The organism is Arthrobacter sp. 01T414, from assembly GCF_056398965.1.
The window spans coordinates 146,738-170,620 of record NZ_JBFTQK010000004.1 but is presented as its reverse complement, the minus strand read 5'-3'; the positions used below and the strand labels follow the sequence as shown (position 1 = coordinate 170,620).

The 23,883-nt window shown below is 68.0% G+C and carries 19 protein-coding genes; 8 read left to right on the top strand and 11 right to left on the bottom strand.

Going from position 1 to position 23,883, the window contains the following annotated elements; translation table 11 throughout:
* The first annotated feature begins 24 nt into the window (after positions 1 to 24).
* Positions 25 to 1,173 (top strand): MFS transporter, encoded by a 1,149-nt coding sequence (locus AC1DK9_RS10830; RefSeq protein WP_476861578.1) that lies wholly within the window; start codon positions 25 to 27, stop codon positions 1,171 to 1,173.
* A gap of 234 nt (positions 1,174 to 1,407) precedes the next feature.
* On the opposite strand, the gene aceB is transcribed toward AC1DK9_RS10830, so the two are convergent.
* Both aceB and aceA read right to left on the bottom strand, forming a co-directional pair.
* Positions 1,408 to 3,072: a malate synthase A gene (gene aceB, locus AC1DK9_RS10825; RefSeq protein WP_476915927.1), complete on the bottom strand. Its 1,665-nt coding sequence runs from the start codon at positions 3,070 to 3,072 to the stop codon at positions 1,408 to 1,410.
* A gap of 243 nt (positions 3,073 to 3,315) precedes the next feature.
* Entirely contained in the window at positions 3,316 to 4,644 is a 1,329-nt protein-coding gene (aceA, locus tag AC1DK9_RS10820) for an isocitrate lyase (RefSeq protein WP_476861079.1), read from the bottom strand.
* Positions 4,645 to 4,811: 167 nt separating this feature from the next.
* Here aceA and AC1DK9_RS10815 point away from each other — a divergent pair, with 167 nt between their 5' ends.
* From AC1DK9_RS10815 to AC1DK9_RS10805, 3 genes are all read left to right on the top strand, one after another.
* On the top strand, positions 4,812 to 6,296 hold the full coding sequence (locus AC1DK9_RS10815) for a helix-turn-helix domain-containing protein (protein ID WP_476915926.1): 1,485 nt from the start codon (positions 4,812 to 4,814) through the stop codon (positions 6,294 to 6,296).
* Between the two features lie 376 nt (positions 6,297 to 6,672).
* Positions 6,673 to 8,421, top strand: a complete 1,749-nt coding sequence (locus tag AC1DK9_RS10810; RefSeq protein ID WP_476915925.1) for a pyruvate dehydrogenase — start codon at positions 6,673 to 6,675, stop codon at positions 8,419 to 8,421.
* Between the two features lie 252 nt (positions 8,422 to 8,673).
* Positions 8,674 to 9,948 (top strand): serpin family protein, encoded by a 1,275-nt coding sequence (locus tag AC1DK9_RS10805; RefSeq protein ID WP_476915924.1) that lies wholly within the window; start codon positions 8,674 to 8,676, stop codon positions 9,946 to 9,948.
* 241 nt (positions 9,949 to 10,189) lie between these two features.
* Here AC1DK9_RS10805 and AC1DK9_RS10800 read toward each other — a convergent pair whose 3' ends face one another.
* A complete protein-coding gene (locus AC1DK9_RS10800; RefSeq protein WP_476915923.1) occupies positions 10,190 to 11,053 on the bottom strand; it encodes a hydroxymethylpyrimidine/phosphomethylpyrimidine kinase in 864 nt (287 codons plus the stop codon).
* Between the two features lie 142 nt (positions 11,054 to 11,195).
* Here AC1DK9_RS10800 and AC1DK9_RS10795 point away from each other — a divergent pair, with 142 nt between their 5' ends.
* Together AC1DK9_RS10795 and AC1DK9_RS10790 are read left to right on the top strand one after the other, a co-directional pair.
* Entirely contained in the window at positions 11,196 to 12,587 is a 1,392-nt protein-coding gene (locus AC1DK9_RS10795; RefSeq protein ID WP_476861074.1) for an MFS transporter, read from the top strand.
* A gap of 323 nt (positions 12,588 to 12,910) precedes the next feature.
* Positions 12,911 to 13,609 (top strand): queuosine precursor transporter, encoded by a 699-nt coding sequence (locus AC1DK9_RS10790; RefSeq protein ID WP_476915922.1) that lies wholly within the window; start codon positions 12,911 to 12,913, stop codon positions 13,607 to 13,609.
* 61 nt (positions 13,610 to 13,670) lie between these two features.
* Here AC1DK9_RS10790 and AC1DK9_RS10785 read toward each other — a convergent pair whose 3' ends face one another.
* The 7 genes from AC1DK9_RS10785 to AC1DK9_RS10755 all read right to left on the bottom strand — a co-directional run bounded on the left by AC1DK9_RS10785 (position 13,671) and on the right by AC1DK9_RS10755 (position 20,452).
* Positions 13,671 to 14,633, bottom strand: a complete 963-nt coding sequence (locus tag AC1DK9_RS10785; protein ID WP_476915921.1) for a type IV toxin-antitoxin system AbiEi family antitoxin domain-containing protein — start codon at positions 14,631 to 14,633, stop codon at positions 13,671 to 13,673.
* Positions 14,634 to 14,819: 186 nt separating this feature from the next.
* Positions 14,820 to 15,569 (bottom strand): dienelactone hydrolase family protein, encoded by a 750-nt coding sequence (locus AC1DK9_RS10780; RefSeq protein WP_476915920.1) that lies wholly within the window; start codon positions 15,567 to 15,569, stop codon positions 14,820 to 14,822.
* Positions 15,570 to 15,683: 114 nt separating this feature from the next.
* Positions 15,684 to 16,982, bottom strand: coding sequence for a tRNA guanosine(34) transglycosylase Tgt (gene tgt / locus AC1DK9_RS10775; RefSeq protein WP_476915919.1), 1,299 nt, complete (start codon positions 16,980 to 16,982; stop codon positions 15,684 to 15,686).
* Positions 16,983 to 17,015: 33 nt separating this feature from the next.
* A complete protein-coding gene (locus AC1DK9_RS10770) occupies positions 17,016 to 17,741 on the bottom strand; it encodes an SRPBCC family protein (RefSeq protein ID WP_476915918.1) in 726 nt (241 codons plus the stop codon).
* Positions 17,742 to 17,819: 78 nt separating this feature from the next.
* Positions 17,820 to 18,950 carry a DUF6707 family protein gene (locus AC1DK9_RS10765; RefSeq protein WP_476915917.1) on the bottom strand — a complete coding sequence of 377 codons (1,131 nt, stop codon included), beginning with the start codon at positions 18,948 to 18,950 and terminating at the stop codon, positions 17,820 to 17,822.
* Between the two features lie 121 nt (positions 18,951 to 19,071).
* Positions 19,072 to 19,611, bottom strand: a complete 540-nt coding sequence (locus AC1DK9_RS10760) for an NUDIX hydrolase family protein (RefSeq protein WP_476915916.1) — start codon at positions 19,609 to 19,611, stop codon at positions 19,072 to 19,074.
* A 46-nt stretch (positions 19,612 to 19,657) separates the two neighbouring features.
* Entirely contained in the window at positions 19,658 to 20,452 is a 795-nt protein-coding gene (locus AC1DK9_RS10755; protein WP_476915915.1) for a VOC family protein, read from the bottom strand.
* 43 nt (positions 20,453 to 20,495) lie between these two features.
* Here AC1DK9_RS10755 and AC1DK9_RS10750 point away from each other — a divergent pair, with 43 nt between their 5' ends.
* Positions 20,496 to 21,113 carry a YdeI/OmpD-associated family protein gene (locus AC1DK9_RS10750; protein WP_476915914.1) on the top strand — a complete coding sequence of 206 codons (618 nt, stop codon included), beginning with the start codon at positions 20,496 to 20,498 and terminating at the stop codon, positions 21,111 to 21,113.
* A 41-nt stretch (positions 21,114 to 21,154) separates the two neighbouring features.
* Complete coding sequence (locus tag AC1DK9_RS10745) at positions 21,155 to 21,955, top strand: phosphatase PAP2 family protein (protein ID WP_476915913.1); 801 nt, start codon at positions 21,155 to 21,157, stop codon at positions 21,953 to 21,955.
* Here AC1DK9_RS10745 and AC1DK9_RS10740 read toward each other — a convergent pair.
* The gene (locus AC1DK9_RS10740; protein ID WP_476915912.1) at positions 21,908 to 23,866 is read right to left on the bottom strand and encodes a glycogen debranching N-terminal domain-containing protein; all 1,959 of its coding nucleotides are present in this window, start codon (positions 23,864 to 23,866) and stop codon (positions 21,908 to 21,910) included. The two genes, AC1DK9_RS10745 and AC1DK9_RS10740, sit on opposite strands and share 48 nt — an antisense overlap.
* Positions 23,867 to 23,883 lie beyond the last annotated feature (17 nt).

Genomic DNA, 23,883 nt, shown 5'->3' with positions numbered 1-23,883 from the left:
AAGATCCCGCGCGGCGGGCTCCTGATGATCGCGATCGGACTCATCGCCCTCAACATGCGCGGGCCGTTCGTGGCGGTCGCGCCGGTGGTGGGGGACATGCAGCGCGACCTCGGGTTCTCACCGGTTGAAATCGGTTTCCTGACGGGCATCCCGGTGCTCTGTTTCGCGCTCGCCGCGCCCCTGGCCTCGCTGACCGGCCGGAAGCTGGGCCCGGAGTTCGCAATCACGCTGACCCTGCTTGGCGTGCTGCTTGGCGTCGTGGTGCGCTCCGCCGGCGGGGGCGCCCTCGTAATGCTCGGCACCGTGATCCTGGGTATCGCCATCACGATCGGCAACATCGTGGTCCCGTTGATCATCCGGCGGGACTTCAGCCCGGCGAAACAGGCCGCTGCCATGGGCACCTACACCGCCACGCTGAACATCGGCTCCTTTGTCACGTCCATGATTACGGCTCCATTGGCCGAGATGCTCGGCTGGCGTCCGGCGATCGCGGCGTGCGCCCTCTTCGCGGTCGCGGCCGGCGCAGTGTGGGTGTTGGCCGCCGGCAGCAGCTCGTTCCGGCCGGAAGCAATCCCGGGGGCGGACCCGACCCGGACGGCGGGACGGCCCGCATCGCGCTGGATCACGGTGGCGCTGACGGCGGGTTTCGCCGGACAGGCGTTCTCCTACTACGGCGTTACCGCCTGGCTGCCGAGCCTCCTCGCCGACGAACTCGGCCTGGCGCCGTCGGCGGCCGGTGCCGGATCCTCGCTGTTCCAGATCCTGGCGATCGCTGGCGGCCTGGGCGTTCCGCTCGTGGCCCGGCTTGCCAGCACGACGACGGTCGGACTCACCCTGGGCGCGCTGTGGCTGACGGTGCCGGTGGGGCTCCTGCTGGCCCCCGGGCTGTGGTGGCTGTGGGCCTCTTTCGGCGGCGTGGCCCAGGGCGGCGGCATTACGCTGATCTTCATCGCCATCATCCGGCTGGCACGCGACCAGGCCTCGGCGGGCCGGATGTCCGCCGTCGTCCAGGGCGCCGGCTACTGCTTCGGAGCCGCGGCCCCCACCCTGCTGGGCTACGTGCACGGTATCTCGGGCTCCTGGACCGGGCCGCTGCTGATGATCCTGGGCTCGGTGGCCCTGTTCATCGTGGGCTGCGCGCTGTCCCTGCGCCACATCCCGAAGGCCCACTGAAACGACGGCGCGGAGCTGCCCGCGCCAACACCTGAGGCCCATGTTTTGTGGAAAACATGGGCCTCAAGTGTCCGATCGACGCCGTTGTCGGGTGCTCGGAAGGGGTTTTCCGTTGCCGGGCTGCCGCCCCGGATTTCGGGGAGCCTGTTGCGAAGGGCGTGGCAGCCCGGCGGACGGAATTCTGGCGGGGCCGGGTCCGGACGCCTGGGTGGCGCCCGGGCCCGGCGTAGGTGGCTAGACGGCCACCAGGTGGGCGCCGCTGGTTGCGGTCTCGGCGCCGTCGCGGGCTTCGTGCAGGAAGCGGTCGTAGGCCGGCAGCGTCAGGAAGGCCGGGAACTCGTTGCCGAGCGTGACCTCCTCGAAGATGTCCCGGGCGTCTGCAAAACGGTCGCCCTCGAAGCGTTCCAGCTTGGCGAATTCCTCATCCAGCATGTCTTCCACCCACTCGCGGGTGATGACGTCGCCCGCGTCCGTGATGGCACGGGAGAAGATCCACTGCCACAGTTGCGAGCGGGAGATTTCTGCGGTCGCGGCGTCCTCCATCAGGTTGTGGATGGCCACTGCGCCGTTGCCGCGCAGCCAGGACTCGATGTAGCGGATGCCCACCTCGATGTTGTTCCGCACACCCTGTTCGGTGATGGTCCCCGTGGTGGAGGAGATGTCGATCAGGGCGCGGTCGTCCGGGGTGACGTCCTCGCGTAGCCGGTCCAGCTGGTTCGGGCGGTCGCCGAGGACGCCGTCGAACACCTCGCGGCACACCGGCACCAGGTCCGGGTGCGCCACCCAGGAGCCGTCAAAACCGTCTGCGGCCTCGCGGGTCTTGTCGGCGCGGACCCTCTCGAAGGCGATGGCGTTGGCTTCCTCGTCCTTGCGGTTGGGGACAGCCGCGGCCATGCCGCCGATCGCCATGGCGCCGCGTTTGTGGCAGGCCCGCACCAGCTGTTCGGTGTAGGCGCGCATGAACGGCTGCGTCATGGTGACCTGGCCGCGGTCCGGGAGCACGAAGCGCGGGCCGCGGGTGCGGAAGTTCTTGATCAGCGAGAAGATGTAGTCCCAGCGGCCGGCGTTCAGGCCCGCAGCGTGTTCGCGCAGTTCGTAGAGGATCTCCTCCATCTCGAACGCGGCCGTGATGGTCTCGATCAGGACCGTGGCGCGGATGGTGCCCTGCGGGATGCCCAGCAGGTCCTGGGCCAGGACGAAGATGTCGTTCCACAGCCGCGCCTCGAGGTGGTTTTCGATCTTCGGCAGGTAGAAGTACGGTCCCTTGCCCTGGGCGATCAGGCGGCGGGCGTTGTGGAAGAAGTACAGACCGAAGTCCACGATGCCGCCGGCCACCGGGGCGCCGTCGATGAGCATGTGCTTTTCCGGCAGGTGCCAGCCGCGGGGACGGACCACGATCGTGGGCAGTTCCTCGGCAGCGCGGAGCTTGTACTCCTTGCCCTCCGGGGATGTGAAGTCGATCCGGTGCTCCAGCGCATCGGTCAGGTTCAGCTGGCCCTGGACCACGTTGCGCCACGTCGGCGTGGACGAGTCCTCCATGTCGGCCAGCCACACCTTGGCGCCGGAGTTCAGCGCATTGATGGTCATCTTCTTATCCACCGGGCCGGTGATCTCCACCCGCCGGTCCGTCAGCCCCGGTGCCGGGGGAGCCACGCGCCACTCCGGATCGTTGCGGATGGACTCGGTTTCGGGCAGGAAACGCGGATCCTGGCCCTTGCTGATCTGCTGGCGGCGTTCCTGCCGGGCCTGCAACAGCTCCTGCCGGCGCTCCGCGGTGGCCCGATGCAGCTTGGCAACAAACGCCAGCGCGTCCGGAGTAAGCACCTCGCCCTGCCGGCAAATCGGCTGCGCGGTCAAAGTAACCCCGTTGATAGTGAAGTTGTCAGTGAAGCTGTTCATTTCAAATCTCTCCTTAGAGAAGAAGCAAGTTCGACGGCGAATGGTGACGTGGTTCGGGGCCGAAAAAGGCATTCCTCCGCGTGCTCCCGGATTACCTTTCCCGGCCCCCGGTGGCTCACCCCGAGGTGCCGGCCGCCGTCGTGCCTTCCGGTGAGCTGGCTGACCAGCTCACCGGGGCGGCGAAATGGGCCCACAGCCGCCGGGTTCCCTCGCGAGCTTGCGAGCGGAGGGGGCGGCTGGGGATTAGTGAAACTGGCCCTCTTCGGTCGATCCGACCAAGGCGAGGGTGGATGCGTTCGGGTTGAGCGCGGTGGCGATGTCGTCGAAGTAGCCGGTGCCGACTTCGCGCTGGTGCTTGGTGGCGGTGTAGCCGCGTGCTTCGGAGGCGAATTCCTTCTCCTGCAGCTCGACGTAGGCGCTCATGCCTTCCCGGGCGTAGCCGTGGGCGAGGTCGAACATCGAGTAGTTCAGGGCGTGGAAGCCGGCCAGGGTGATGAACTGGAAGGTGAAGCCCATGGCGCCGAGTTCGCGCTGGAACTTCGCGATGGTGTCGTCGTCGAGGTGCTTGCGCCAGTTGAACGACGGCGAGCAGTTGTAGGACAGCATCTGGTCCGGGAATTCGGCCTTGACCGACTCGGCGAACTTGCGGGCCAGCTCCAGGTCCGGGGTGCCGGTCTCCATCCAGATCAGGTCGGAGTAGGGGGCGTAGGCCTTGGCCCGGGCGATGCAGGGTTCGATCCCGTTGCGGACCTTGTAGAAGCCCTCCGGGGTGCGCTCGCCGGTGATGAATTCCTGGTCCCGTTCGTCGACGTCGGAGGTGATCAGGGTGGCTGCCTCGGCGTCGGTGCGGGCGATGATGACCGACGGTGTACCGGCGACGTCGGCGGCCAGCCGGGCCGCGTTCAGCGTCCGGACGTGCTGCTGGGTGGGGATCAGGACCTTGCCGCCGAGGTGGCCGCACTTCTTCTCCGAGGCGAGCTGGTCCTCCCAGTGCACACCGGAGGCTCCGGCCTGGATCATGGACTTCATCAGCTCGTAGGCGTTGAGCGGGCCGCCGAAGCCGGCCTCGGCGTCGGCGACGATCGGCACCATCCAGTCCTCAACGGTCTGGATGCCCTCGGAAAACTCGATCTGGTCGGCGCGGAGCAGGGCATTGTTGATGCGGCGGACCACGGTGGGGACCGAGTTCGCCGGGTAGAGCGACTGGTCCGGGTAGGTGTGGCCGGAGTTGTTGGCGTCGGCGGCTACCTGCCAGCCGGAGAGGTAGATGGCCCGCAAGCCGGCCTTGACCTGCTGCACGGCTTGGTTGCCGGTCAGGGCGCCCAGGGCGTTGGTGTACTTGCCCTCTTTGTGCTCCTCGGTGAGCTGCTTCCACAGCTTCTCGGAGCCACGGCGGGCCAGGGTGTGTTCCTCGGAGACCCGGCCGCGGAGGCGGACGACGTCGGACGCTGAGTAATCCCGAGTGACACCTTCCCAGCGGGGGTTGGCGGCCCACTCGAGCTCCAGGGCGGCGGCCTGCTCTGTTGTGTCCTGGCTGGACGGCTGCTGGGTGGGCTCAAATGCTGCAGTCATCTTAGTCTCCTTGGTGGATCCGGGCCGGCCAGCCTGCGTCGCTGCGGTTTGCTGGCCGGTTGTCCGGGTGGTGAATCTTTCTGTGAGAACTACTTTTCTGCACTTTCCAAGGGGTTTCTAGACCAAAAGTATGGAAAGAAATGCGGTTCTTCGCATATTCTCAATAAATGCATCCCGCCAGTTGGAATCGCCAGGCTTCGTCCTCGCCTTCGCCCGTCACGCCCGAGGTGGACGTCATTAGCATGGGCCGCCGTGTCCGCCATTTGCGCAAGGCGGCGGGGCTGACGCTCGATGACCTGAGTGCCGCCGTCGGAACCGCCCCGAGCCAGCTGAGCCTGATCGAAAACGGCAAGCGCGAACCCAAGCTCGGGCTGCTCCAGCAACTCGCCGCGGCGCTTGGCGTAAGCATCGACGAGCTGCTCGGCGCGGAACCGCCCAACCGTCGCGCGGCCCTGGAGATTGAGCTGGAGCGCTACCAGCGCAGCCCGATCTACGAGTCCCTGAACCTGCCCAAAATCCGCATCAGTTCAAGGCTGCCGATGGACGTACTGGAGTCCATGGTGGGCCTGCAGCATGAGTTGGAGCGCCGCCTCAACGAGCAGGTCGCGACGCCGGAGGAAGCCCGCCGTGCCAACGGCGAGCTGCGCGCCATGATGCGGGAGCGGAACAACTACTTCCCGGAGTACGAAGCGGAGGCGCAGAAGGTCCTCGCGTCCGTGGGCCACACGTCCGGCCCGCTGTCCCACCATGTCATCGCGGACATTGCCGGACACCTCGGATTCAGCCTGCACCACGTGGGCGACCTGCCGCATTCGACCCGCTCGGTGACGGATCTGAAGAACCGCAGAATTTACCTTACGCAGAACGCCCGGAGCGACCACGACCCCCGTTCGGTGCTGCTGCAGGCCCTGGGCCACTATGTGCTGGGCCACCAGACCCCCACGAACTACGGTGACTTCCTGATGCAGCGGGTCGCCACGAACTACTTCGCCGCCGCACTGCTGCTGCCGGAACTGGCCACCGTTGAGTTCCTGAAACGCGCCAAGGTGGCCAAGGAAATCGCGGTGGAAGACATCCGCGACGCATTCGCGGTGTCCTACGAGACCGCCGCGCACCGGTTCACCAACCTCGCCACCGAGCACCTGGACCTCCGCACGCACTTCCAGAAGACGCACAAGAGCGGAATCATCTACAAGGCGTACGAGAACGACGGCGTGACGTTCCCGCAGGACCACACCGGCGCCATCGAGGGCCAGCCCTCGTGCAAGAACTGGACCTCCCGCGTGGTGTTCGACGTGCCGGACAAGTTCAGTGCCTACAACCAGTACACGGACACCCCGGCCGGGACCTACTGGTGCACGGCCCGGACCGAGCGCTCCGCGAACGGCGAGTTCTCGCTCTCCGTGGGCGTGCCCTATGCGCAGGTGAAGTGGTTCCGCGGCCGCGACACCACGGAACGGTCTAAGTCGACCTGCCCGGACGAGAGCTGCTGCAAGCGACCCCCAGCCGCCCTGGCCTCGGAGTGGGCCGGCAATGCCTGGCCCTCGGCCCGCGCCCACTCGCACTTACTCGCCGCGATGCCGCCCGGCGCCTTCCCCGGCGTGGACGAGACCGAGGTCTACTCCTTCCTGCAGGCCCACTCCGGCTCCTGAGCACCCCCCGACCCTGGCTCCGACGCTCCCGACCCGGACCCCGACGCTCCCTCAGGTTCGGCGCGTTTCGTGGCGACGCTCCCTCAGGTCCGGCGGGTTTTCGGGCGACGCTCCCTCACGTCTCGCGGGTTTTTGGGGGATGCTCCCTCAGGTTCGGCGGGTTTTTGGGCGACGGTGCCTCACGTCCGACACGGGTTCGCTGGACCCGCCCTCAGAGCAGCTGAGGGAGCGTCTGTCGTTTTGCTGCCGGATTTGAGGGAGCGTCTGTGGGTAGGGTGCCGGATCTGAGGGAGCGTCCTCTGGGAGAGGCTCGGAGGTGAGCGGACTATATTGACCAGTGTCAGCTCATCGACCTACCTCGCGGGAGCGTGCACCCATGGCCAAGGAACTTGCCACCCAGCTTGTCGAACAACTCCAGGCTGCCGGTGTGCAGCGCATTTACGGGATTGTCGGCGACAGCCTGAACCCGATCGTCGACGCCGTCCGGAAGACCGGGGGCGCCGCGAAGGGCGGGATCGACTGGATCCACGTCCGGCATGAGGAAGCCGCCGCCTTCGCCGCCGCAGCCGAGGCCCAGCTGACCGGCAAGCTAGCGGTTTGCGCCGGTTCCTGCGGGCCGGGCAACCTGCACCTGATCAACGGCTTGTACGACGCCAACCGCTCCGGCGCCCCGGTGCTCGCCATCGCCTCGCACATCCCGAGCAAGCAGATCGGCAGCAGCTTCTTTCAGGAAACCCACCCGGACCGACTGTTCAACGAATGCTCGGTCTACTCCGAACTCATCAGCACCGCCGAACAGGCGCCGCGCGTCATGCACAGCGCCATCCAGCACGCCGTCGCACTCCGCGGCGTCGCCGTCGTGACCCTGCCCGGCGACACTGCCGGACTAGAGGCGACCGCCGAGACGCCGGCGCCGGCGGCGTTCCGGCCGGCCGCGCTGGTGCCCGACCCCGCCAGCGTGCGGGAGCTCGCGGACGCCATCAACGACGCCGGGAAGGTCGCCATCTTCGCTGGGGCCGGCGTCGACGGCGCACACGACGAGGTGATAGCGCTCGCCGAGCTTGTGAAGGCCCCGATCGGGCACTCACTGCGCGGCAAGGACTTCATGCAATACGACAACCCCTACGACATCGGAATGACCGGCCTGCTCGGCTACGGCGCCGCGGCCGAGGGAATCGAGGATGCGGATCTGCTGATCCTGCTGGGCACGGACTTCCCCTATGACCAGTTCCTGCCGGGGACCCGGACGGCGCAGGTGGACCGGGCCTCGCAGAACCTGGGCCGGCGCACCGACGTCGACATCGCCGTGCACGGTGACGTGCTGCCCACGCTCGCCGCGCTGATGCCGCTGCTCAAGGCGAAGAAGAGTAGCCGCTTCCTCGATGCCATGCTCAAAAAGCACGACCGGCTGATGAACAAGGCCGTCGGCGCTTACACCCGCAAGGTGGAGAAGACCCAGCCGATCCACCCCGAGTACGCCGCTTCGCTGCTGGACCAGGTCGCGGCCGAGGACGCAGTTTTCACGGCCGACACGGGCATGTGCAACGTCTGGACCGCGCGCTACATCAACCCGCTGGGCACGCGGCGGCTGATCGGGTCCTACCTGCATGGCTCCATGGCCAACGCGCTGCCGCACGCGATCGGCGCCCAGCTGGCGTACCCGGGACGCCAGGTGGTCTCGGTCTCCGGCGACGGCGGCCTGTCGATGCTGCTGGGCGAGCTGATCACGGTCGCGGCGCACCGGCTGCCGGTCAACGTGGTGGTGTTCAACAACTCGACGCTCGGCATGGTCAAGCTGGAGATGCTGGTGGACGGACTGCCCGACTTCGGCGTCGATGTTCCGGACGCCAACTACGCACAAGTCGCCCGGGCCCTCGGGTTCCACGCCGTCCGCGTCACGGACCCGGCCAAGATCGAGGCTGCGTACCGGGAAGCGTTTGCCCACCCCGGACCGTCCCTCGTGGAGCTCATCACGGATCCCAAGGCACTCTCGATCCCGCCGAAGATCAAGGGCGCCCAGATTCTGGGCTTCGCCACGGCCATGTCCAAGGTGGTGCTGAACCGCGGCGCCGGGGAGGCCGTGAGTATGGCCAGGAGCAACCTGCGCAACATCCCGCGGCGCTGACCGGACTCGGTTTCGCATGGGGCCGCCGTTGCCGCCGATTCGACGGTTCCGTGCGGAGTCGACGTCGGGATGCGTCGAGCGGGCAGGGAACCGTCGAAACGGACCAGGACGACGTCGAAACGGACCGGGTCGACCCCGAAACGGCGCCAAATCGTGACCGGGGTGCGGTCGCGCTTTCCCGGTGCCGGTGCTTGACTGGCCGTAGGCGGATCCCCGCCGTTTTACGCCATTGTGCGGGCTTTTGGGGGCGCGATGAAGCAGAAATCCAGGCTAAGGATTCTTACAACCGCGGCGGCTGCGGCGCTGGCGCTGGTCTTGTCGGCCTGCACGGCCTCGCCGCCGGCGCTGCTCAGGGCCGACGGCGTCGAACGGGTTTCGGTGGACCGGTCCGCCTACCCGGCCGAGCTGGCCACGCTCCGGGCGTCGGCGCGAAAGCTCGGTGCCGCACTGCTCGCAGACAGTGGCGACGCTGGCAACGTCGTTGCGTCCCCGACCAGCCTGCTGGTTGCCCTTACCATGCTGCGGACCGGCGCAACCGGGGCGACCGCCGCCGAGATGGACAGGGCCCTCGGCCTCCCCGCGGAGCACCGCGACGAAGCCTTGAATGCCCTGCTCGCGTCCTTGGAATCCTTCGACGGCGACCCCGGCTCGGTGGACGAAAAGAACCCTCCGCGCCGGCCCGTCCTGCACGCCGCGAATGGGCTCTTCGTGGACAAGGGAGTTCCTACCGGGGAGCGCTATCTCGATTCCTTGGCTCGCTACTATGGGACCGGCGTGTATCCCGTGAATTTCCAGGATGAGAAAGCCACTCGACCCGCGATCGACGCCTGGGTGAACAAGAACACCGGTGGCCGGATCAAGAAGGCCCCGGCCGGATACGGCAAAGACAACACCTTCAGCGTGCTCAATGCCGTGTACTTCGCCTCGGCCTGGAAGGTCCCCTTCGACCCGACCGACACCGCCGACCGGCCATTCACGACGGCGGACGGCCTCCAAGTCACCGTCCCCACCATGTCCGGCGTCCGGGACCTCTCCTTTGCCCAAGGCAAGGGCTGGCAAGCCGTCGACCTTCCCTATGCAGATGGGTTCGTGATGCGGCTGGTTCTGCCGGATTCCGGGGCCGCCATGCCCGGCGCGGACGTCTTCGCGGACGCCACGACTGCCCTCGAGGCGGCGGCGCCCATCCCCACTCAAATCTTCCTGCCCCGGTGGGACCACCAGAGTAGCTTCGAGCTGCGCAGGGTCTTCGCCCGGCTGGGCCTGCGGGAAATGCTTGAAACCGCGTCCGACTTCAACGCGATCCAGCCGGGACTGCAGATCACGCAGGCAGCGCAGGCCGTCAACATCACCGTGGCGGAGAAGGGCACCGTCGCCGCCGCCGTGACCCAGATCAACGCGGAAGCGGTGAGCGGCGCGGTGCAGACAAAAGCGATCCGCTTCGACCGGCCGTTCCTTTACGAGATCGTCCAAGTCGAAACCGGACTGCCCGTTTTCATGGGCAGGGTTTCGGACCCCAGTCCCTCATGAGACGCTCCCTCAGATCCGGCAGGGAAATCCCGAACGCTCCCGCACGTTCGGCAGGGAAATCCCGAACGCTCCCTCACAAGATGTGAGGGAGCGTCGGGAGGGGAAGCGCCGGATGTGAGGGAGCGTCGCGGCGGGAAGCGCCGGATGTGAGGGAGCGTCGGGAGGATTGGCGCCGGATGTGAGGGAGCGTCGGGAAAATTGGCGCCGGATGTGAGGGAGCGTCCGGGGTGAGTGCGGCTGGTTAGCGCGGGCCGCCCTGCCAGAGGGCGTCGAACGGGGCGCCCGAGGCTACCCGGTTCCGGATTCCCGCGGTGACGAACTCCTTGGCCGTGCGGGCTGCCTCCAGCGGCGTGGCGCCCTTGGCCAGCTCGGCCGTGACCGCGGCGGCCAGTGAGCACCCGGCGCCGGAGACCGCCACCTCGCCCACCTTCGGCGCGGACAGGACTTCCAGGGTTTCGCCGTCGTAGTAGACGTCGACGGCGTCCGGCCCGGTCAGGCGCACGCCGCCCTTGGCCAGCACGGCGGCGCCGCTCAGCTCGTGGATGCGGACGGCCGCGGCCTTGAGGGATTCGACGTCGGTGATCTCAAGCCCGGAGAGCGATTCGGCCTCGAAGTGGTTCGGCGTGACGAACGTGGCCAGCGGCAGGATCTGCGCCTTGAGGGCCTGGTCGGTATCCAGGGCGTGGCCCGGTTCCTGGCCCTTGCAGATCAGCACCGGGTCCAGCACCACGTTGCGGAAGGCGGAATCGGCCAGCGTGGAGGCCACCGTGGAAATGGCGTCCGGGCTGCCGAGCATGCCGATCTTGACCGTATCCAACACGGAGGTTGCGCCGGACGCGGCGCCGTACGCCGCCGTCGTGGCCTCGAGCTGGTCGGCGATAACCTGCTGGTCCACCGCGACGAAGCGGTGGTTCCAGTTGTCCTTCGGATCGAAGGAGACGATGCAGGTCAGGTTCGCGATGCCGAAAACGCCCAGTTCCTGGAAGGTCTTCAGGTCTGCCTGTGCGCCCGCGCCGCCGGTCGCCTCGGAACCGGCGATGGTCAGGGCTATGGCGGGGTAGGCGTCGGCGTCGGAGGTCACGTTGTCCACAGCGTAAGAAGTCATGGTCCCATCCTGCCACTCACGGAAAACCGGCCGCATTGTGCTCATGACCAATATGACCAAAACCCAAGTGTTCTGAATCACGGCAACTAAGGTGGCGGACGGTGTTGCTGCCTTGCGACGCCGGATCCAGGAAGGTTCATTGATGAGCACCCAACTGTCCGAAGCGGCCCAGACACGAAAAGCCGTCGGCAACATCCTTAAAGGCTCGGCCGGCAACCTTGTCGAGTGGTACGACCTCTACGTCTACACAGTCTTCGCGGCGTATTTCCAGTCGCACTTCTTCAACTCCAAGGACGACCTGCAGGCCGGGCTCGAGGCGATGGCCGTGTTCTCGACGTCGTTCCTGATGCGCCCGATCGGTGCCTGGTTCTTCGGCCGCTACGCCGACCGCAAGGGCCGCAAGGCCGCGCTGACCCTGAGCGTGACGATGATGTCCGCCGGGTCCTTCGCCATCGCGGTCCTCCCGACCCAGCAGGTGATCGGCCTGTGGGCGATGATCCTCCTGGTCCTCATCCGCGTGATCCAGGGCTTCTCGGTGGGCGGCGAGTACGGCACCAGCGCCACCTACATGTCCGAGGCCGCCACCACTAAGCGCCGCGGCTTCTTCTCCAGCTTCCAGTACGTCACCCTGATCGGTGGCCAGATGCTGGCCCTGCTGGTCCTCGTCATCCTGCAGAACGTGATGCCGAAGGCGGACCTGGGCGAGTGGGGCTGGCGCATCCCGTTCGCGATCGGCGGCGTCGCCGCCCTCGTGGTCCTGTGGCTGCGCCGGTCTATGGAAGAAACCGTCTCCGCCGAACAGATCGAGGCCGCGAAGGCTCCCGCGGTGGCCGGCGAAGCGCAGCCGGGCACCATGAAGCTGCTGTTCACCAGCTACTGGAAGCCGCTGCTGGTCTGCATTGGCATCACCCTCGGCGGCACCGTGGCGTTCTACACCTACACAAACTTCATCCTGAAGTTCATGAACGACACCTCCGGCATCGCCAAGACGGACACCTCCGTGATCAACTTCTGGGCGCTGTTCATCTTCATGCTGCTCCAGCCGGTCTACGGCATCATCTCGGACAAGGTGGGCCGCAAGCCGCTGCTGCTCTGGTTCGGCATCACCGGCGTGCTCTTCACCTGGCCGCTGCTCTCCACCCTGGCCGGCACCAAGGACCCGTTCACCGCGTTCCTGCTGATGATGGGCGGCCTGCTGATCGTCGGCGGCTACACCTCGATCAACGCCCTGGTGAAGGCCGAACTGTTCCCTGCGTCCATCCGCGCCCTCGGCGTCGGACTGGGTTACGCGATCGCCAACTCGCTCTTCGGCGGCACCGTTCCGCTGATTGGTGCGGCGCTGCAGAAGGCCGGCCAGGAGGAGCTCTTCTTCACCTACGTCACCGTGGCCATCGCGATCTCGCTGCTGGTCTACATCTTCGCGCTGAAGAACAAGAAGTCCACGCACCTGGACCACGAGCAGGGCCACGCCTGGCATCCCGCCGCCGCCCGCGAGGACGACGGCAAGGACCTCGTGGAGGCCTCGCGCCGCTAAGGTACTTCGGTAAGTTCGCCGTTTGGACGGTTCCCTGCGCCCACGACGCTCCGCAGCGTCGAATTGGCCGGGAACCGTCGAAACGGCGCACCGCGGACGACGGCGAGCTGCCGGCTACGGGACTTCGGTTCCGCAAGCCGACGGCCCGCCGTCGTCGTTAACGGGTGCGCTGAAGGGACGCCGGAAGTGCGCACGGCAGGTGGGAGAATGGAGGCGGTTCCGGGCCACGCGCCGCAGGAACCCCCAGTGCTAATACAGCCGGCCGTCCCGGGCGTGTGCACCCGTCACGGACCGCAGAGCGAACCACTACGAATGGACCACCCATGACTTCCGCCAAGACCTTGCCAGCTGCGGCCCCGCCAAAGTTCGCCTCGATCCGTTCCCCTCACTTCGGCATCATGCTGGCGGTCATGGCCGTGGTGCTGATCCTGTCCAACATCGGCGCCTCCAAGGGCGTGAGGATCGGTCCGATCATCACCGACGGCGGGTTCTTCCTCTTCCCGCTGGCCTACATCCTGGGTGACGTCATCAGCGAGGTCTACGGCTTCAAGGTCGCGCGCCAGGCCATCATCACCAGCTTCGCACTGTCCGTCTTCGCGTCACTTTGCTACTGGGTGATCATCGCGTTGCCCGGCTTCGACGACGAATACGGCGCGGCCAAGCAGTCCGCGCTGGAAGGTGCCCTGGGTCCGGTCCCGCAAATCGTGCTCGCCTCGCTCTTGGCCTTTCTCGCCGGCCAGACCATCAACTCCTGGATCCTGGTGAGAATGAAGGCACGGACCGGGGAGAAATCGCTCTGGGCCCGGATCATGGGCTCCTCTGTGGCCGGCGAATTCGTGGACACGCTGATCTTCTGCAGCATCGCCGCCTCCGTCATCGGCATCTCCGACGTCGCGATGTTCGTGAACTACGTCCTCGTGGGTTTCCTCTACAAAACCCTCGTGGAGTTCGCCTTCGTGCCGCTGACAACCCTCGCCATTGGCTGGGTCAAGAAGCGCGAACCGAGTTACGGGGCGGTCTAGCGGCGCCTGCGCCACCCCCGCCGTTTCGACGGTTCCGAGCCCGCTCGACGCTGCGAAACGTCTAGCCGGCGGCCGACCGTCGAAACGGGGACGAATCGGCCCCGGCGCCGCGGTTCAACGCGCTCAGAACCCGGTATTTGAACTCCACCTCGTTGAACAAGTGCTTCCACTCGATCCGGAGAAATGTCCAGCCCTGCTCCGTCAGCGCCTTCTCCCGCTGCCGCTCCGCGAACAGGACCTCCCCGGTGGGCCGGAAGTCGAAGTACTTGCTCTTGCCGTCGAACTCGAGGGCCACCTTGACCTCTGGCCAGGCAAAGTCCATCCGGTATTCCCCGAGCGGGGTCAGGACGCTGTACTGCAGTTCCGGCGGCCTGATCCCGAGCCGGTGCAGCAGTTCCCTCGTGAGACTCTCGCCGGCGGACTCCGAGCGGGGATCGACCAGTTCGAGCGCCCGGCGCAGCGCGACCACACCGTTGCGGCCGGCGAGGGCATCACACGCAGCGCGGATCATGCCAAGGTCCGCTCCGAGACGGGCCGCATGATCGACCAGGATCACGGCCTGCGGCACGGTAAATATCAGGCAGCAGTCGACGACGGTGCGCTCCAGGGACGTGCAAGGCAATCCGTCCACGAAGCACAGCTCGCGGCTTGCCACCCGCCTGGTGTGGGCGACGACGTCGCGCCCATGCGAAATCCCCGAGGGGCAGCCGGCCTGGGTGAGGTGCACGCGGTCATCGACCTTCCACAGCCGAAGGCTGTGGAGGCTGGCACCCGAGACGTGGCTGTACACGAATCCGCCCGCCGACGTCGTCAACGTTCCGAGCGCGTGGGCAGAAATCAGCTGACGACGGCGGGACGGGGCGTCAAGGTCCCGCCACCAGTCGCCCCGGCCGTAGCAGCCGCGGCGAAGCCGGACCAGGCTTCCGTCGCGGACGAGCACGGCGATGGCGCGGGCATTGAGTCCGGAGGCCAGGAGCTGGTCCGTGCGCCAGAGGGTCCCGTCACCGGGAAGTTTTGTAGGCATGGGACCAGCTTTGACCACGCGCCCGGCGCGCTGAAGGGATCCGTGGGCGTATGTGGATATCGCCGATTCGACGGTTCCCCGCGGGGACGACGTTTACCCGCATCGAGCACGCAGGGAACCGTCGAAACGGCGCCGGGGACCAGGTGCCGGGTCGACGGCGCCGGGGACCGTGGGGGGCGCCCCGCGTCAGGCCTTGAGCGTGCCGTCCAGGAGTTCGCGGAGCTCGCGGAAGTGCCGTTCGGTGGCCTCGGGGTGGAACGCGGAGGTGTCCGCCATCGAGTAGCCATGGGGTGCCCCAGCGTAGACCTCGTTGCTGGCATCCAGGCCCGCCGCCTCCAGGGCTGCCCCAAACCGGGCGACGGCGTCGGCGTCCATGCTCCGGTCGTGGTCGGCATGGCCGAAGACGAAGCGGGCGCGGGCGTTGCCGAGTCCCCGGTGCGGGCTGTCGGGCTCGTCGGTGGCGAGGCCGCCGCCATGGAAGCCGCCGCAGGCTGCCACCGCGTCCGGGTGGGCGGTGGCGGTGCGGACGGCAAGCCGTGCCCCCATGCAGTAACCGGTAACGCCGATCGGGCCGGGCGCGACGCCGTCGAGCTTGCCAAGGGCAGCCACCCACGCGTCCATATCCGGCAGCGCTTTGTCCGCGGTGAGGCGCCCGACCCGCGGGAAGGCCGCCGCGCCGGCAGCCTCGCGGCCCTCCGGCGTCGTCATGTCCCCTGCCGGGGCGAGCTCGGACGCCGTCCCTTCGCGGTAGAAGACGTTCGGGGCCAGGACGACGTAGCCCCAGTCGGCGATGCGCTGCGCCATGTCCTGGATACGGGGGCGCAGCCCGAAGGCGTCCATGTACAGGATGACGCCCGGGAAGGGGCCCTCACCGGTGGAGGGGCGGGCCACTAGGGCCTCGGCTGTTCCGTCTGCGGCGGGAATCTCGATAACCATCCGGCCAGCCTATCCGACGCCATTTCGACGGTTCCCTGCGCTCTCGACGTTTACCCGCGTCGAACGCGCAGGGAACCGTCGAAACGGCGGGAGGGAACAGGAGGAGCTACGATCCTAGGAGTAGTACCGCCCCAGGGTCTCGGCCTTGAACTCGAAGAAGGTGCCGTTCTCGATTGCGAGGCGGGCGTCGTCGACCATCTTCACCACGAAACGTTCGTTATGGATGGAGATCAGGGTGGCCGAGACCATTTCCTTGGCCTTGAACAGGTGGTGGATGTAGGCGCGGGAGTAGTTCAGGCAGGCGTAGCAATCGCAGCCTTCCTGCAGCGGACCGAAGTCGCGCTTGTACATGGCTCCGGAGAGGTTGTATCGGCCGGTGGGGTGGTAGAAGGCCGAGTTGCGGGCCACGCGGGTGGGGGAGACGCAGTCGAAGGTGTCCGCGCCGTTCTCGATCGCGGTGAAGATGTCGTCCGGCTCGGAGATGCCCAGCAAATGCCGCGGCTTGTTCTCCGGCAGTTCCTCGTTGCACCAGCGCACGATCGTGCCCAGGTTTTCCTTCTCCAGCGCCCCGCCGATGCCGAAGCCGTCGAAGTTCATCGCGCCGAGGTCCCGGCAGGCCTTGCGGCGCAGGTCTTCGTACTGGGCGCCCTGGATGACGCCGAAGAGCGCCTGATACGGCTTCCCGGCGCGCTCTTCCGTGAGCCTGAAGTGCTTGGTGATGCAGCGTTCGGCCCAGCGACGAGTGCGCTCCAGCGACTCCTCCTGGTAGCCGCGGGAGTTCTGCAGCGTGGTCAGCTCATCAAAGGCGAACATGATGTCCGCGCCGATTTGGTGCTGCACATTCATGGAGATTTCGGGGCTGAAGCGGTGCCGGTCGCCGTTGAGGTGGCTCTTGAACCAGACGCCCTCCTCGTCCACGTGGGCCAGGCGTTCCTTGCCGGGGGCGACGGCGTCGTCCGGGCCGGAGTGGTCGACGGATTTCATGTCGATGACCTTTTTGAACCCGGAACCGAGGCTCATCACCTGGAACCCGCCGGAGTCCGTGAACGTCGGCCCCCGCCAGTTCATAAACGCGCCCAGCCCGCCGGCCTCGTCCAGGATGTCCGCGCCCGGCTGCAGGTAGAGGTGGTAGGCGTTGGCCAGCACGGCCTGCGCGCCGAGCTCGGCGACGGACTCGGGCAACACGGATTTGACCGTGGCCTTGGTGCCGACGGCGATGAACGCCGGCGTCTGGATCTCACCGTGCGGGGTGGTGATGGTGCCGGTCCGGCCCAGGAATTTCCCGCCGTTCTCCGCGACCTGCGCGTCCGACGGCGCGCACGTTTCGCTCAGGCGCTTGCCCACCCTGAAAGAAAACTCGGATTGCCGGGCAGGCAGCAGGGATGAGGAGGCGGGTTCGGTGTTAGCTGGCACCGTTCAAGTGTGCCAGCTAACACCGCGGAAACCTTAGTGCAGCGGGTCCGATGTGGGGTAGTTCTCAGCACGCCAGCTGTCCCAGTGGTTGCGGATGGCTTCGAGCTGGTGCGCGCCGAGATCGTAAGTGGAGATGATCCCCAGCGAGCCGCCGTCGGGCCGGACCTCGGGGATGACGGGCTGGTCCGCCACAATCAGCAACCCGTCCCCGTGCTCGGCGTAACCGTGGACCGTCAGACCCACCTGGTGGTTGCTGCGGAACCAGACCTTCCCGGAGATCTCTTCGCCCGTCGCCAGGGTGAGCGAATACGGCTCCCCGGGGGCGGGCACGTCTGCCAGGCCGAGTTTTTCAATCGCGGAGCCCTCGGTCCCGGGCACGGAGAAGAAGAAGGTGCGCCGTTTGCCGTGCGGGTGCCGTTCCAGGGCGAATCGGAGCTGGTGCAGGAAGGTCAGCCAGCCTTGGGTGATGTCTTCGTCCCAGGCCGCCCACTCCGAGTTGTGGTCGATTGCAGCGCGCGTCACGCTGACTTCCGTGCCGTTGGGGACCGGTTTGAGGGTGAAGATGTCGCCGCCGTCGACGACGAGTGAAGTGTGGTCCGCGCTCTCGACCACGTTGGGACCGAAGTAGATCGCGTTGATCTCGGCGGCCTGGTCGTCGGCCTCCCAGCCGTGCCACTGCGCTACCTTCGCGGGTTCGCGCAGCATCGTCCAGACCTGCTGCGCGTCGGAGTTGATCACCACGCTGAGATTGTTCGTCATGGGGGTGAATCTACAACGCCGGGCCGCACCGGGGTAGGGCCAAACGGTGCCCGAAGCCGCCCGCGGCCAGCGCCGTGCTCAGGAGCGGACGGACTCGAGTTCGTTGCCGATACGGCGCTCAATTTCGGGGCCGCCGATGGTCTGCGAGCCGCCGTGCGCACGCAGGAAGAGCAGGGCCTCGAGCCGCAGCAGCCGCCATTCGCGCTCCGCGTCCGGGTTGGAATTGTCGATGGCGCGGAAGATTTCCTTGTCGTACAGGTTCGGCTCGTTGAGGGAGCGCTGGCGAACCTTGGCGTTGATCCGGGCCTTGAACGGGTCCGTCTCCATCGCGTCCGGCGCCCGCAGGAACTTCTCGTACACAGCAGCGCGGTCCTCTTCGCCGCGCTGGCGGCAAATGTAGCTGGAGAGCGCGAGCGAGGCCTCCACCGACGCCCAGCGGCCGGGGTTCCCGTCGAAAGGCAGCACGTTGAGCAGGTCCGCAACGGCAAGTGCGTTGTCGGCGTCCTTGAGCACGACAAACAGTTCATGGGCCARATCGCTCAGGTCCTTGAGGCAGCTGCCGGACTTGGTGTTGATGCCCTTGGTAAGGCGGTCGCTGAGCAGCAGCACTCCCAGCGCCTCGRGGTGCGCCTCGGCCGCGGCCTCCACCACGGATTCCGGGGTGCCCTCCGCGACGGGGATCAGGGCCAGGTCGGCTTCGCTCGGCCCGCTGGCGACCGGCGGGGCCAACGGAGGGGGTGGAACGACGACGGCCGGCGTCGACGTCGGGCCGCTGTCCTCCGCGCCCCGGAGCGGAACTGCCTGCAGTCCCGGAGCGGCGCCAGAGGACCCGTCGGAGGACCCGTCGGAGGCCCCGTCGGAGGCCCCGTCGGCGCCGGAAAGAATGGAGGGAATGGAGGCAGGGGAGGGCTCGACGGAACCGGGCTGCGGAGCATCGTCGTCCCGCCGGCCGGCGTCGTCCGGCGACAGCCCCGGCGCCTCAAGAACGGCGTCCTGGATCAGCACCGTGGTGCCGGCGGCGATCCGCAGCACGCCGCCCCCGGTGAGGGTTGCGCGCACAATGGCGGGGGAACCGAAATCGTCATTGTCGATGTCCACGCGCTGGATTTCGGCGGTGCGCGTGGCGTCGGGCAGGAGCAGCAGATCCCCGGTCTGCAGAGATCCCGCCTGCCGTTCGCTGTAGCTCAGTGAGGCTGTGGGGTGGGTCATCTGGAGTCCTTAACTTCTCTTCGGTCCGCTCAACAGTCTACAAAGACCGGCGCGCGAAGTCGGGGACGCGGGGGTGGGCCGGGCGTCCCCGGACGGTCCAGCGGCTCCCGGGCAGAGTCTCCTAGTGGCCGACGCCCGCGTACGCCAGCGCCTGGCGGATCAGGGCACCGCGGCCGCCGCTGAACTCCAGCTGCACGTCCGAGCTCATGACTTCCTCCGGGGTCATCCAGGTCAGTTCCAGGGCGTCCTGCCGCGGTGAGCATTCGCCGGTGACAGGGATGATGTAGGCCAGCGCGACGGCGTGCTGGCGGTCGTCGGTGAAGCCGGTGTGGGACGGGGAGGGAAAGTATTCCGCCACGGTGAAGGGGACCGGGCTGATCGGCAGTTGCGGGAAGGCGAGCGGGCCGAGGTCCTTTTCCATATGGCGCAGCAGGGCGGCCCGGATGGTCTCGCGGTACAGCACCCGGCCGGACACGAGGGACCGGATCATGGTGCCGTCCTCGTCGGCCTGCAGCAGGGTGCCGACCTCGTTCACGAACCCGAGCGGGTCAAGCCGGACCGGCACGGCCTCGACGTAGACCATGGGCAGCCGGCCGCGGGCCTCGAAGAGATCGTCGTCGGAAAGCCAGCCGGGATTGGGGTCGGGAGTGCGAACGTTCATGGTTAAGTTCTACCCCATACCCGTTCCCCGGGCGTGGTTACCCTGCCTATGCGGGCTCCGGGGCCGCCGCGATCCACAAGGCATGCGGGTGGGCGGCGGTGCCGTCCGCATCGGGATTGAAGACGTGCAGCAGCGGCACCGCGGCCTCCTCGCCGACGGCGACGTCGTGCCCGGCGTCCGCGAGCCGCTCCCGCAAGGCGTCAAGGTCGCCGTCGTATTCGAAAGCCAGCCCCGCGGTCCCGGCACCCGCCGCGGAACCGGCGGCACCGACCATCAGGACGCCGCCGTTCTTCGCCGTGAACGCTTCCGTTTCGAAGGTGTCAGCACCTGAGACGCCGACGCCGGTGGCTCCCGGCGCGGGGCGGGGCCGGGCGCCGATGTCGCGCAGGGTTTGGGCCGCGGCCCCCGGGTCGGACGCGAACCAGAGGGCGACCACGGCCAGGTCCGGGTCCGCCTCGGCATCGGAGGACCAGGTTCCATCGGCCGCGGCGGTGGCGGGGTCGGCCAGGAAGCTGAACCCGTCCGGCGACGAGACCCGGCAGGAGGAACCGTGGTCGGCGTCGATCAGCTCCGCCGTGGTGCCACCTGTGCTGCCAGCCGAGGCGCCGGCTTCGTTGGTCCGCCGGGCAAACTCCGCCAGGTCCCCGACCTCGACGCCGAACGAGGTGGTGCCATCCGCCGCGGACCCTTCCTCGGCGAAGTGCAGCGCCAGCCGGCCGGCACCGGCGTCGAACTCCCGCCAGGTGGGCTCGTCGACGGTCTTAACCATGCCCAGGTCGGTCAGCAGGCGCTCCCACTGATCGAGGCGGGACGTGAAATGGATGGGACGGACACGCAGCATTGGTATCTCCCGGGTGGGTGGGGGCTGGGAGCACAATGGTGCCATGGCTGCTGAGCTAAGGGAACTGCTGGTGAACGACGCCGCCGAGTGGCGTGCCTGGCTGGAGCAGCACCACGCGGACAGCCCCGGCGTGTGGCTGGTGCTGCATAAAAAGGGCGGCTCGGTGACCGAACTAGACTATGAGGCCGCCGTGCAGGAGGCACTGTGCTTTGGCTGGATCGACGGCCAGGGCAGGCGGCGGGACGCCGAGACTTCCTTCCAGCGGATGACCCGGCGTGGCCCGAAGAGCGTGTGGTCGGCGCGGAACGTGGAGCGCGTCGGGCGCCTCGAAGCGGCCGGCCGGATGACCGCGGCCGGGCGCGCCGCCGTCGAAAGCGCCAAAGCCGATGGGCGCTGGGAGGCGGCCTACTCGGGCCAGGCCTCGGCCGAAGTGCCGGAGGACCTTGCCGCGGCGATCGCGGCGGACCCGCGGGCGCAGGCCATGTTCGAGGTGTTGACGTCCGTGAACCGCTATGCGCTGATCTACCGGACCAACGCGGTCAAACAGGCCGCGACGCGGGAACGGAAGATCGCCGGCTTCGTGGAGATGCTCGCACGCTTCGAAACGCCGCACCCGCAAAGCCGGCGGCCGGAATCCGGGCCTTCAGCGACTTCCCGGTAACCGTCCCGGGTCCCGACAGCCTGGGCTGGCAAAATGGTCCAATGCTTATCACCGAACGCGGGTCCGCCCGCGGCGTCCTCCGCACCCCGCGTTCGCAGCGCACGCTGTTCTTTGCCGCCGCGGGCCTGCTGGTGGGCGGCGAGGGCGTGTTCTGGCTCATGCTGGCCGCAGTCCAAACCGACTCGGGGCTCGCGCTGCTCGACGGCGGCGTCCACGACGCCCTGGTGGAGGGCCGATCGCCCATCGCCACGGGGATCCTGGCGGCCGTCAGTACGGTCACCTCACCGGGCTGGATGACGGTCATCGGGGGCCTGCTCGCGCTTGGCTGGGCGGTGCGGAAGCGCGAAATCTGGCGTCCGGGACTGCTCCTCGGCGCGATGGTGGCGGCCTTCGCGGTGTCCACGGTGATCAAACACGAGGTGGCGCGCGGCAGGCCCTCGGCCGCCGGCTTCCTGATGGGACCCGACGACGCCCTGTCCTTCCCCTCCGGACACACCCTCGGTGCCGGCGTCTTCCTGCTGGTGCTGGTGTATCTCTTGCTGGGCAGCGCTGGCGCACGCACGGCACGGCGCTCGACGGCGGTGCTCGCCTATGCGGCGGCTGCCCTCGGCACGCTGCTTGTCGCCTTCAGCCGGCTCTACCTCGGCTACCACTGGCTGACCGACGTCGTGGCCTCGCTCGGCTTGGCCGTCGCCGTTACCGGCCTCGTGGTCCTGGTGGATGGCCTGCGGGGCGCCCGGTCTTCGGCCGCAGCCGAGGACGCAGGCGAGGACACACGCGAGCACGCAGCCGACCTAGAACGCCACGCCGAGGGTCTGGGCGAGCACCACCGCAGAGGCTGAGGACCACGCCTGCGGGTGGCAGGAGGCCGGATAGGGCACCGCCCGCCCCGATTCCGCCGCGCTGACGCCCGCGAACAGCTCGGGGAGCCGGTGGCCGAATGACTCCGAGGCCGCCAGCAGGCCTTCTGCCAGTACCCGTGCCTCGTCAAGGAAGCCGTCGCTGAGCAGGCCCCGGATCGCGATGGCGGTGTCGTGGCTCCAGACCGAGCCGCAGTGGTAGCTGAAGGGCCAGAATCCTGCCGCGCGCCGGGAGAGGGTGTGCAGGCCGTAGCCGGAGAATAGGTCCGGGCTGAGCAGCCGGTCGGCCACCAGGCGCGACTCCGCGGCGTCGAGGATCCCTGTGCCCAGCAGGTGCCCCATATTGGAGCCGGGGATGTCCAGCGGTTCGCCGTGGCCATCGAGTGCCATGGCCGGGAAACGGCCCATGTCATCCTCAACCCAAAAGCGCTCGCGGAAGTTCAGCTTCAGCGCCGCGGCGAAGTCGCGCAGCTCCTGGGCTCCGGGTTCGCCGTACGAGTCGAACAATTCCGCGGTCTCCACGGCTGCCTGGTAGGCGTAGGCCTGCACCTCGGAGAGCGCAATGGGGCCGTCCGCCTGCCGGCCGTCGCGGAACTGCATGGCGTCCCGGGAGTCCTTCCAACCCTGGTTGCTCAGGCCGTGGCCGGAGGTGTCCTGGTAGCTGAGGAAGCCGCCGTTGGCTGGATTCCCGGGGGCCGCGCCGACGCCGGCGGCACCGGCGGCCAGCAGCCACTGCGCGGCGCGGGCGGCATTGGGCAACAGCGACCGCACCGCGGCGTCATCGGTGCCGGCGCGTCCGAGTTCGCCCAGCAGGCACAGCCACAGCGGGGTGGAGTCGACGGCGCCAAAGTACACCGGGGGCAGCCGCAGGGCCTGGCTTTCCAGCACGAGTTCCTTGGCCCGCAGTTCGTGCAGGATCTTGCCCGGCTCTTCCGCCGCCGCTGGGTCTGTCTTGGTGCCCTGGTAAGCGGCCAGGGCGCGCAGGGTTCCGGCGGCAAGGGCGGCGTCCAGCGGCAGCATCAGCCGCGCCGCCCACAGCGAGTCCCGGCCGAACAGGGTGAAGTACCAGGGTGCGCCGGCTGCCAGGAACGGCGCATCGGGCGCCTTGCGGCCCGCCAGCCGGAGCCCGTCGAGTTCGTCGAGGGAGTTGTCGAGGAGCCGGCCCAGTGCCCCTTCCGGTTGGGCCCGGACGCGGCGCGAGGCCGACGGCGGCGCGGGCACCACGGCGTCCTCGGCGTCGGCCAGGACTGCCTGCCATTCCGCTTCCAGCGGTTTGCCGCGTCCGGCCGTCCCGCGCCAGAGGAGCCGCTCGCCGGCGGCCACCGCGCCGGGCGCCGAGACGGTCAAGGTCTTGCCGTCCTCGCTCCACCGGACCGAGGAATCATCCGCGGAAGAGGGCTGCATCGGGTCGCGGTAGCGGCCGAGCCGGATGGCGGCCATGTCGGTGAAGTCCGCGGCCAGCTGCACCTGGATCTCGGCGTCCAGGGCCTCCAGCGAGGTGCTCAGCCGCAGCGAGACGCGCACGGCGCCGGGGGTGACGGTCCAGCTCTGCAGCAGTTCGACGGCGGGATCCTCGGTGGGCCCTTCGATGCCGCGCACGAGTCCGCGGACCTGGAGTATGCCRCCGGGGGACGCCTCCACCGTGGTGGGTTCCGGTGCGAACCCGTTGACGGTCACGTCGGCGCGGCACAACATCCGGGTGTCCCCGTGCAGCAGCCCGGTGAACCAGCCGCCCGTGCCGGTGCCGCCGTCGGTTGAGCCGGCGTTAGTTGCGCCGCCGTCAGTTGCGCCGCCGTCGGATGCGCCGGCGAGGCGGCCGTCGTCGTCGAGCCACAACTGGGTGGGGGCGGCCACGGAACAGTGCTGACGGTGAAGTGCTGGCTGAACAGTCATGCGCTCCAGCCTATGTT

Bases quoted from the DNA above. Each gene is read 5' to 3' on its own strand.
- AC1DK9_RS10830 (WP_476861578.1), top strand. From the start codon at position 25: ATGATCGCGATCGGACTCATCGCCCTCAACATGCGCGGGCCGTTCGTG.
- aceB (WP_476915927.1), bottom strand. From the start codon at position 3,072: ATGAACAGCTTCACTGACAACTTCACTATCAACGGGGTTACTTTGACC.
- aceA (WP_476861079.1), bottom strand. From the start codon at position 4,644: ATGACTGCAGCATTTGAGCCCACCCAGCAGCCGTCCAGCCAGGACACA.
- AC1DK9_RS10815 (WP_476915926.1), top strand. From the start codon at position 4,812: ATGCATCCCGCCAGTTGGAATCGCCAGGCTTCGTCCTCGCCTTCGCCC.
- AC1DK9_RS10810 (WP_476915925.1), top strand. From the start codon at position 6,673: ATGGCCAAGGAACTTGCCACCCAGCTTGTCGAACAACTCCAGGCTGCC.
- AC1DK9_RS10805 (WP_476915924.1), top strand. From the start codon at position 8,674: ATGAAGCAGAAATCCAGGCTAAGGATTCTTACAACCGCGGCGGCTGCG.
- AC1DK9_RS10800 (WP_476915923.1), bottom strand. From the start codon at position 11,053: ATGACTTCTTACGCTGTGGACAACGTGACCTCCGACGCCGACGCCTAC.
- AC1DK9_RS10795 (WP_476861074.1), top strand. From the start codon at position 11,196: ATGAGCACCCAACTGTCCGAAGCGGCCCAGACACGAAAAGCCGTCGGC.
- AC1DK9_RS10790 (WP_476915922.1), top strand. From the start codon at position 12,911: ATGACTTCCGCCAAGACCTTGCCAGCTGCGGCCCCGCCAAAGTTCGCC.
- AC1DK9_RS10785 (WP_476915921.1), bottom strand. From the start codon at position 14,633: ATGCCTACAAAACTTCCCGGTGACGGGACCCTCTGGCGCACGGACCAG.
- AC1DK9_RS10780 (WP_476915920.1), bottom strand. From the start codon at position 15,569: ATGGTTATCGAGATTCCCGCCGCAGACGGAACAGCCGAGGCCCTAGTG.
- AC1DK9_RS10770 (WP_476915918.1), bottom strand. From the start codon at position 17,741: ATGACGAACAATCTCAGCGTGGTGATCAACTCCGACGCGCAGCAGGTC.
- AC1DK9_RS10760 (WP_476915916.1), bottom strand. From the start codon at position 19,611: ATGAACGTTCGCACTCCCGACCCCAATCCCGGCTGGCTTTCCGACGAC.
- AC1DK9_RS10755 (WP_476915915.1), bottom strand. From the start codon at position 20,452: ATGCTGCGTGTCCGTCCCATCCATTTCACGTCCCGCCTCGATCAGTGG.
- AC1DK9_RS10750 (WP_476915914.1), top strand. From the start codon at position 20,496: ATGGCTGCTGAGCTAAGGGAACTGCTGGTGAACGACGCCGCCGAGTGG.
- AC1DK9_RS10745 (WP_476915913.1), top strand. From the start codon at position 21,155: ATGCTTATCACCGAACGCGGGTCCGCCCGCGGCGTCCTCCGCACCCCG.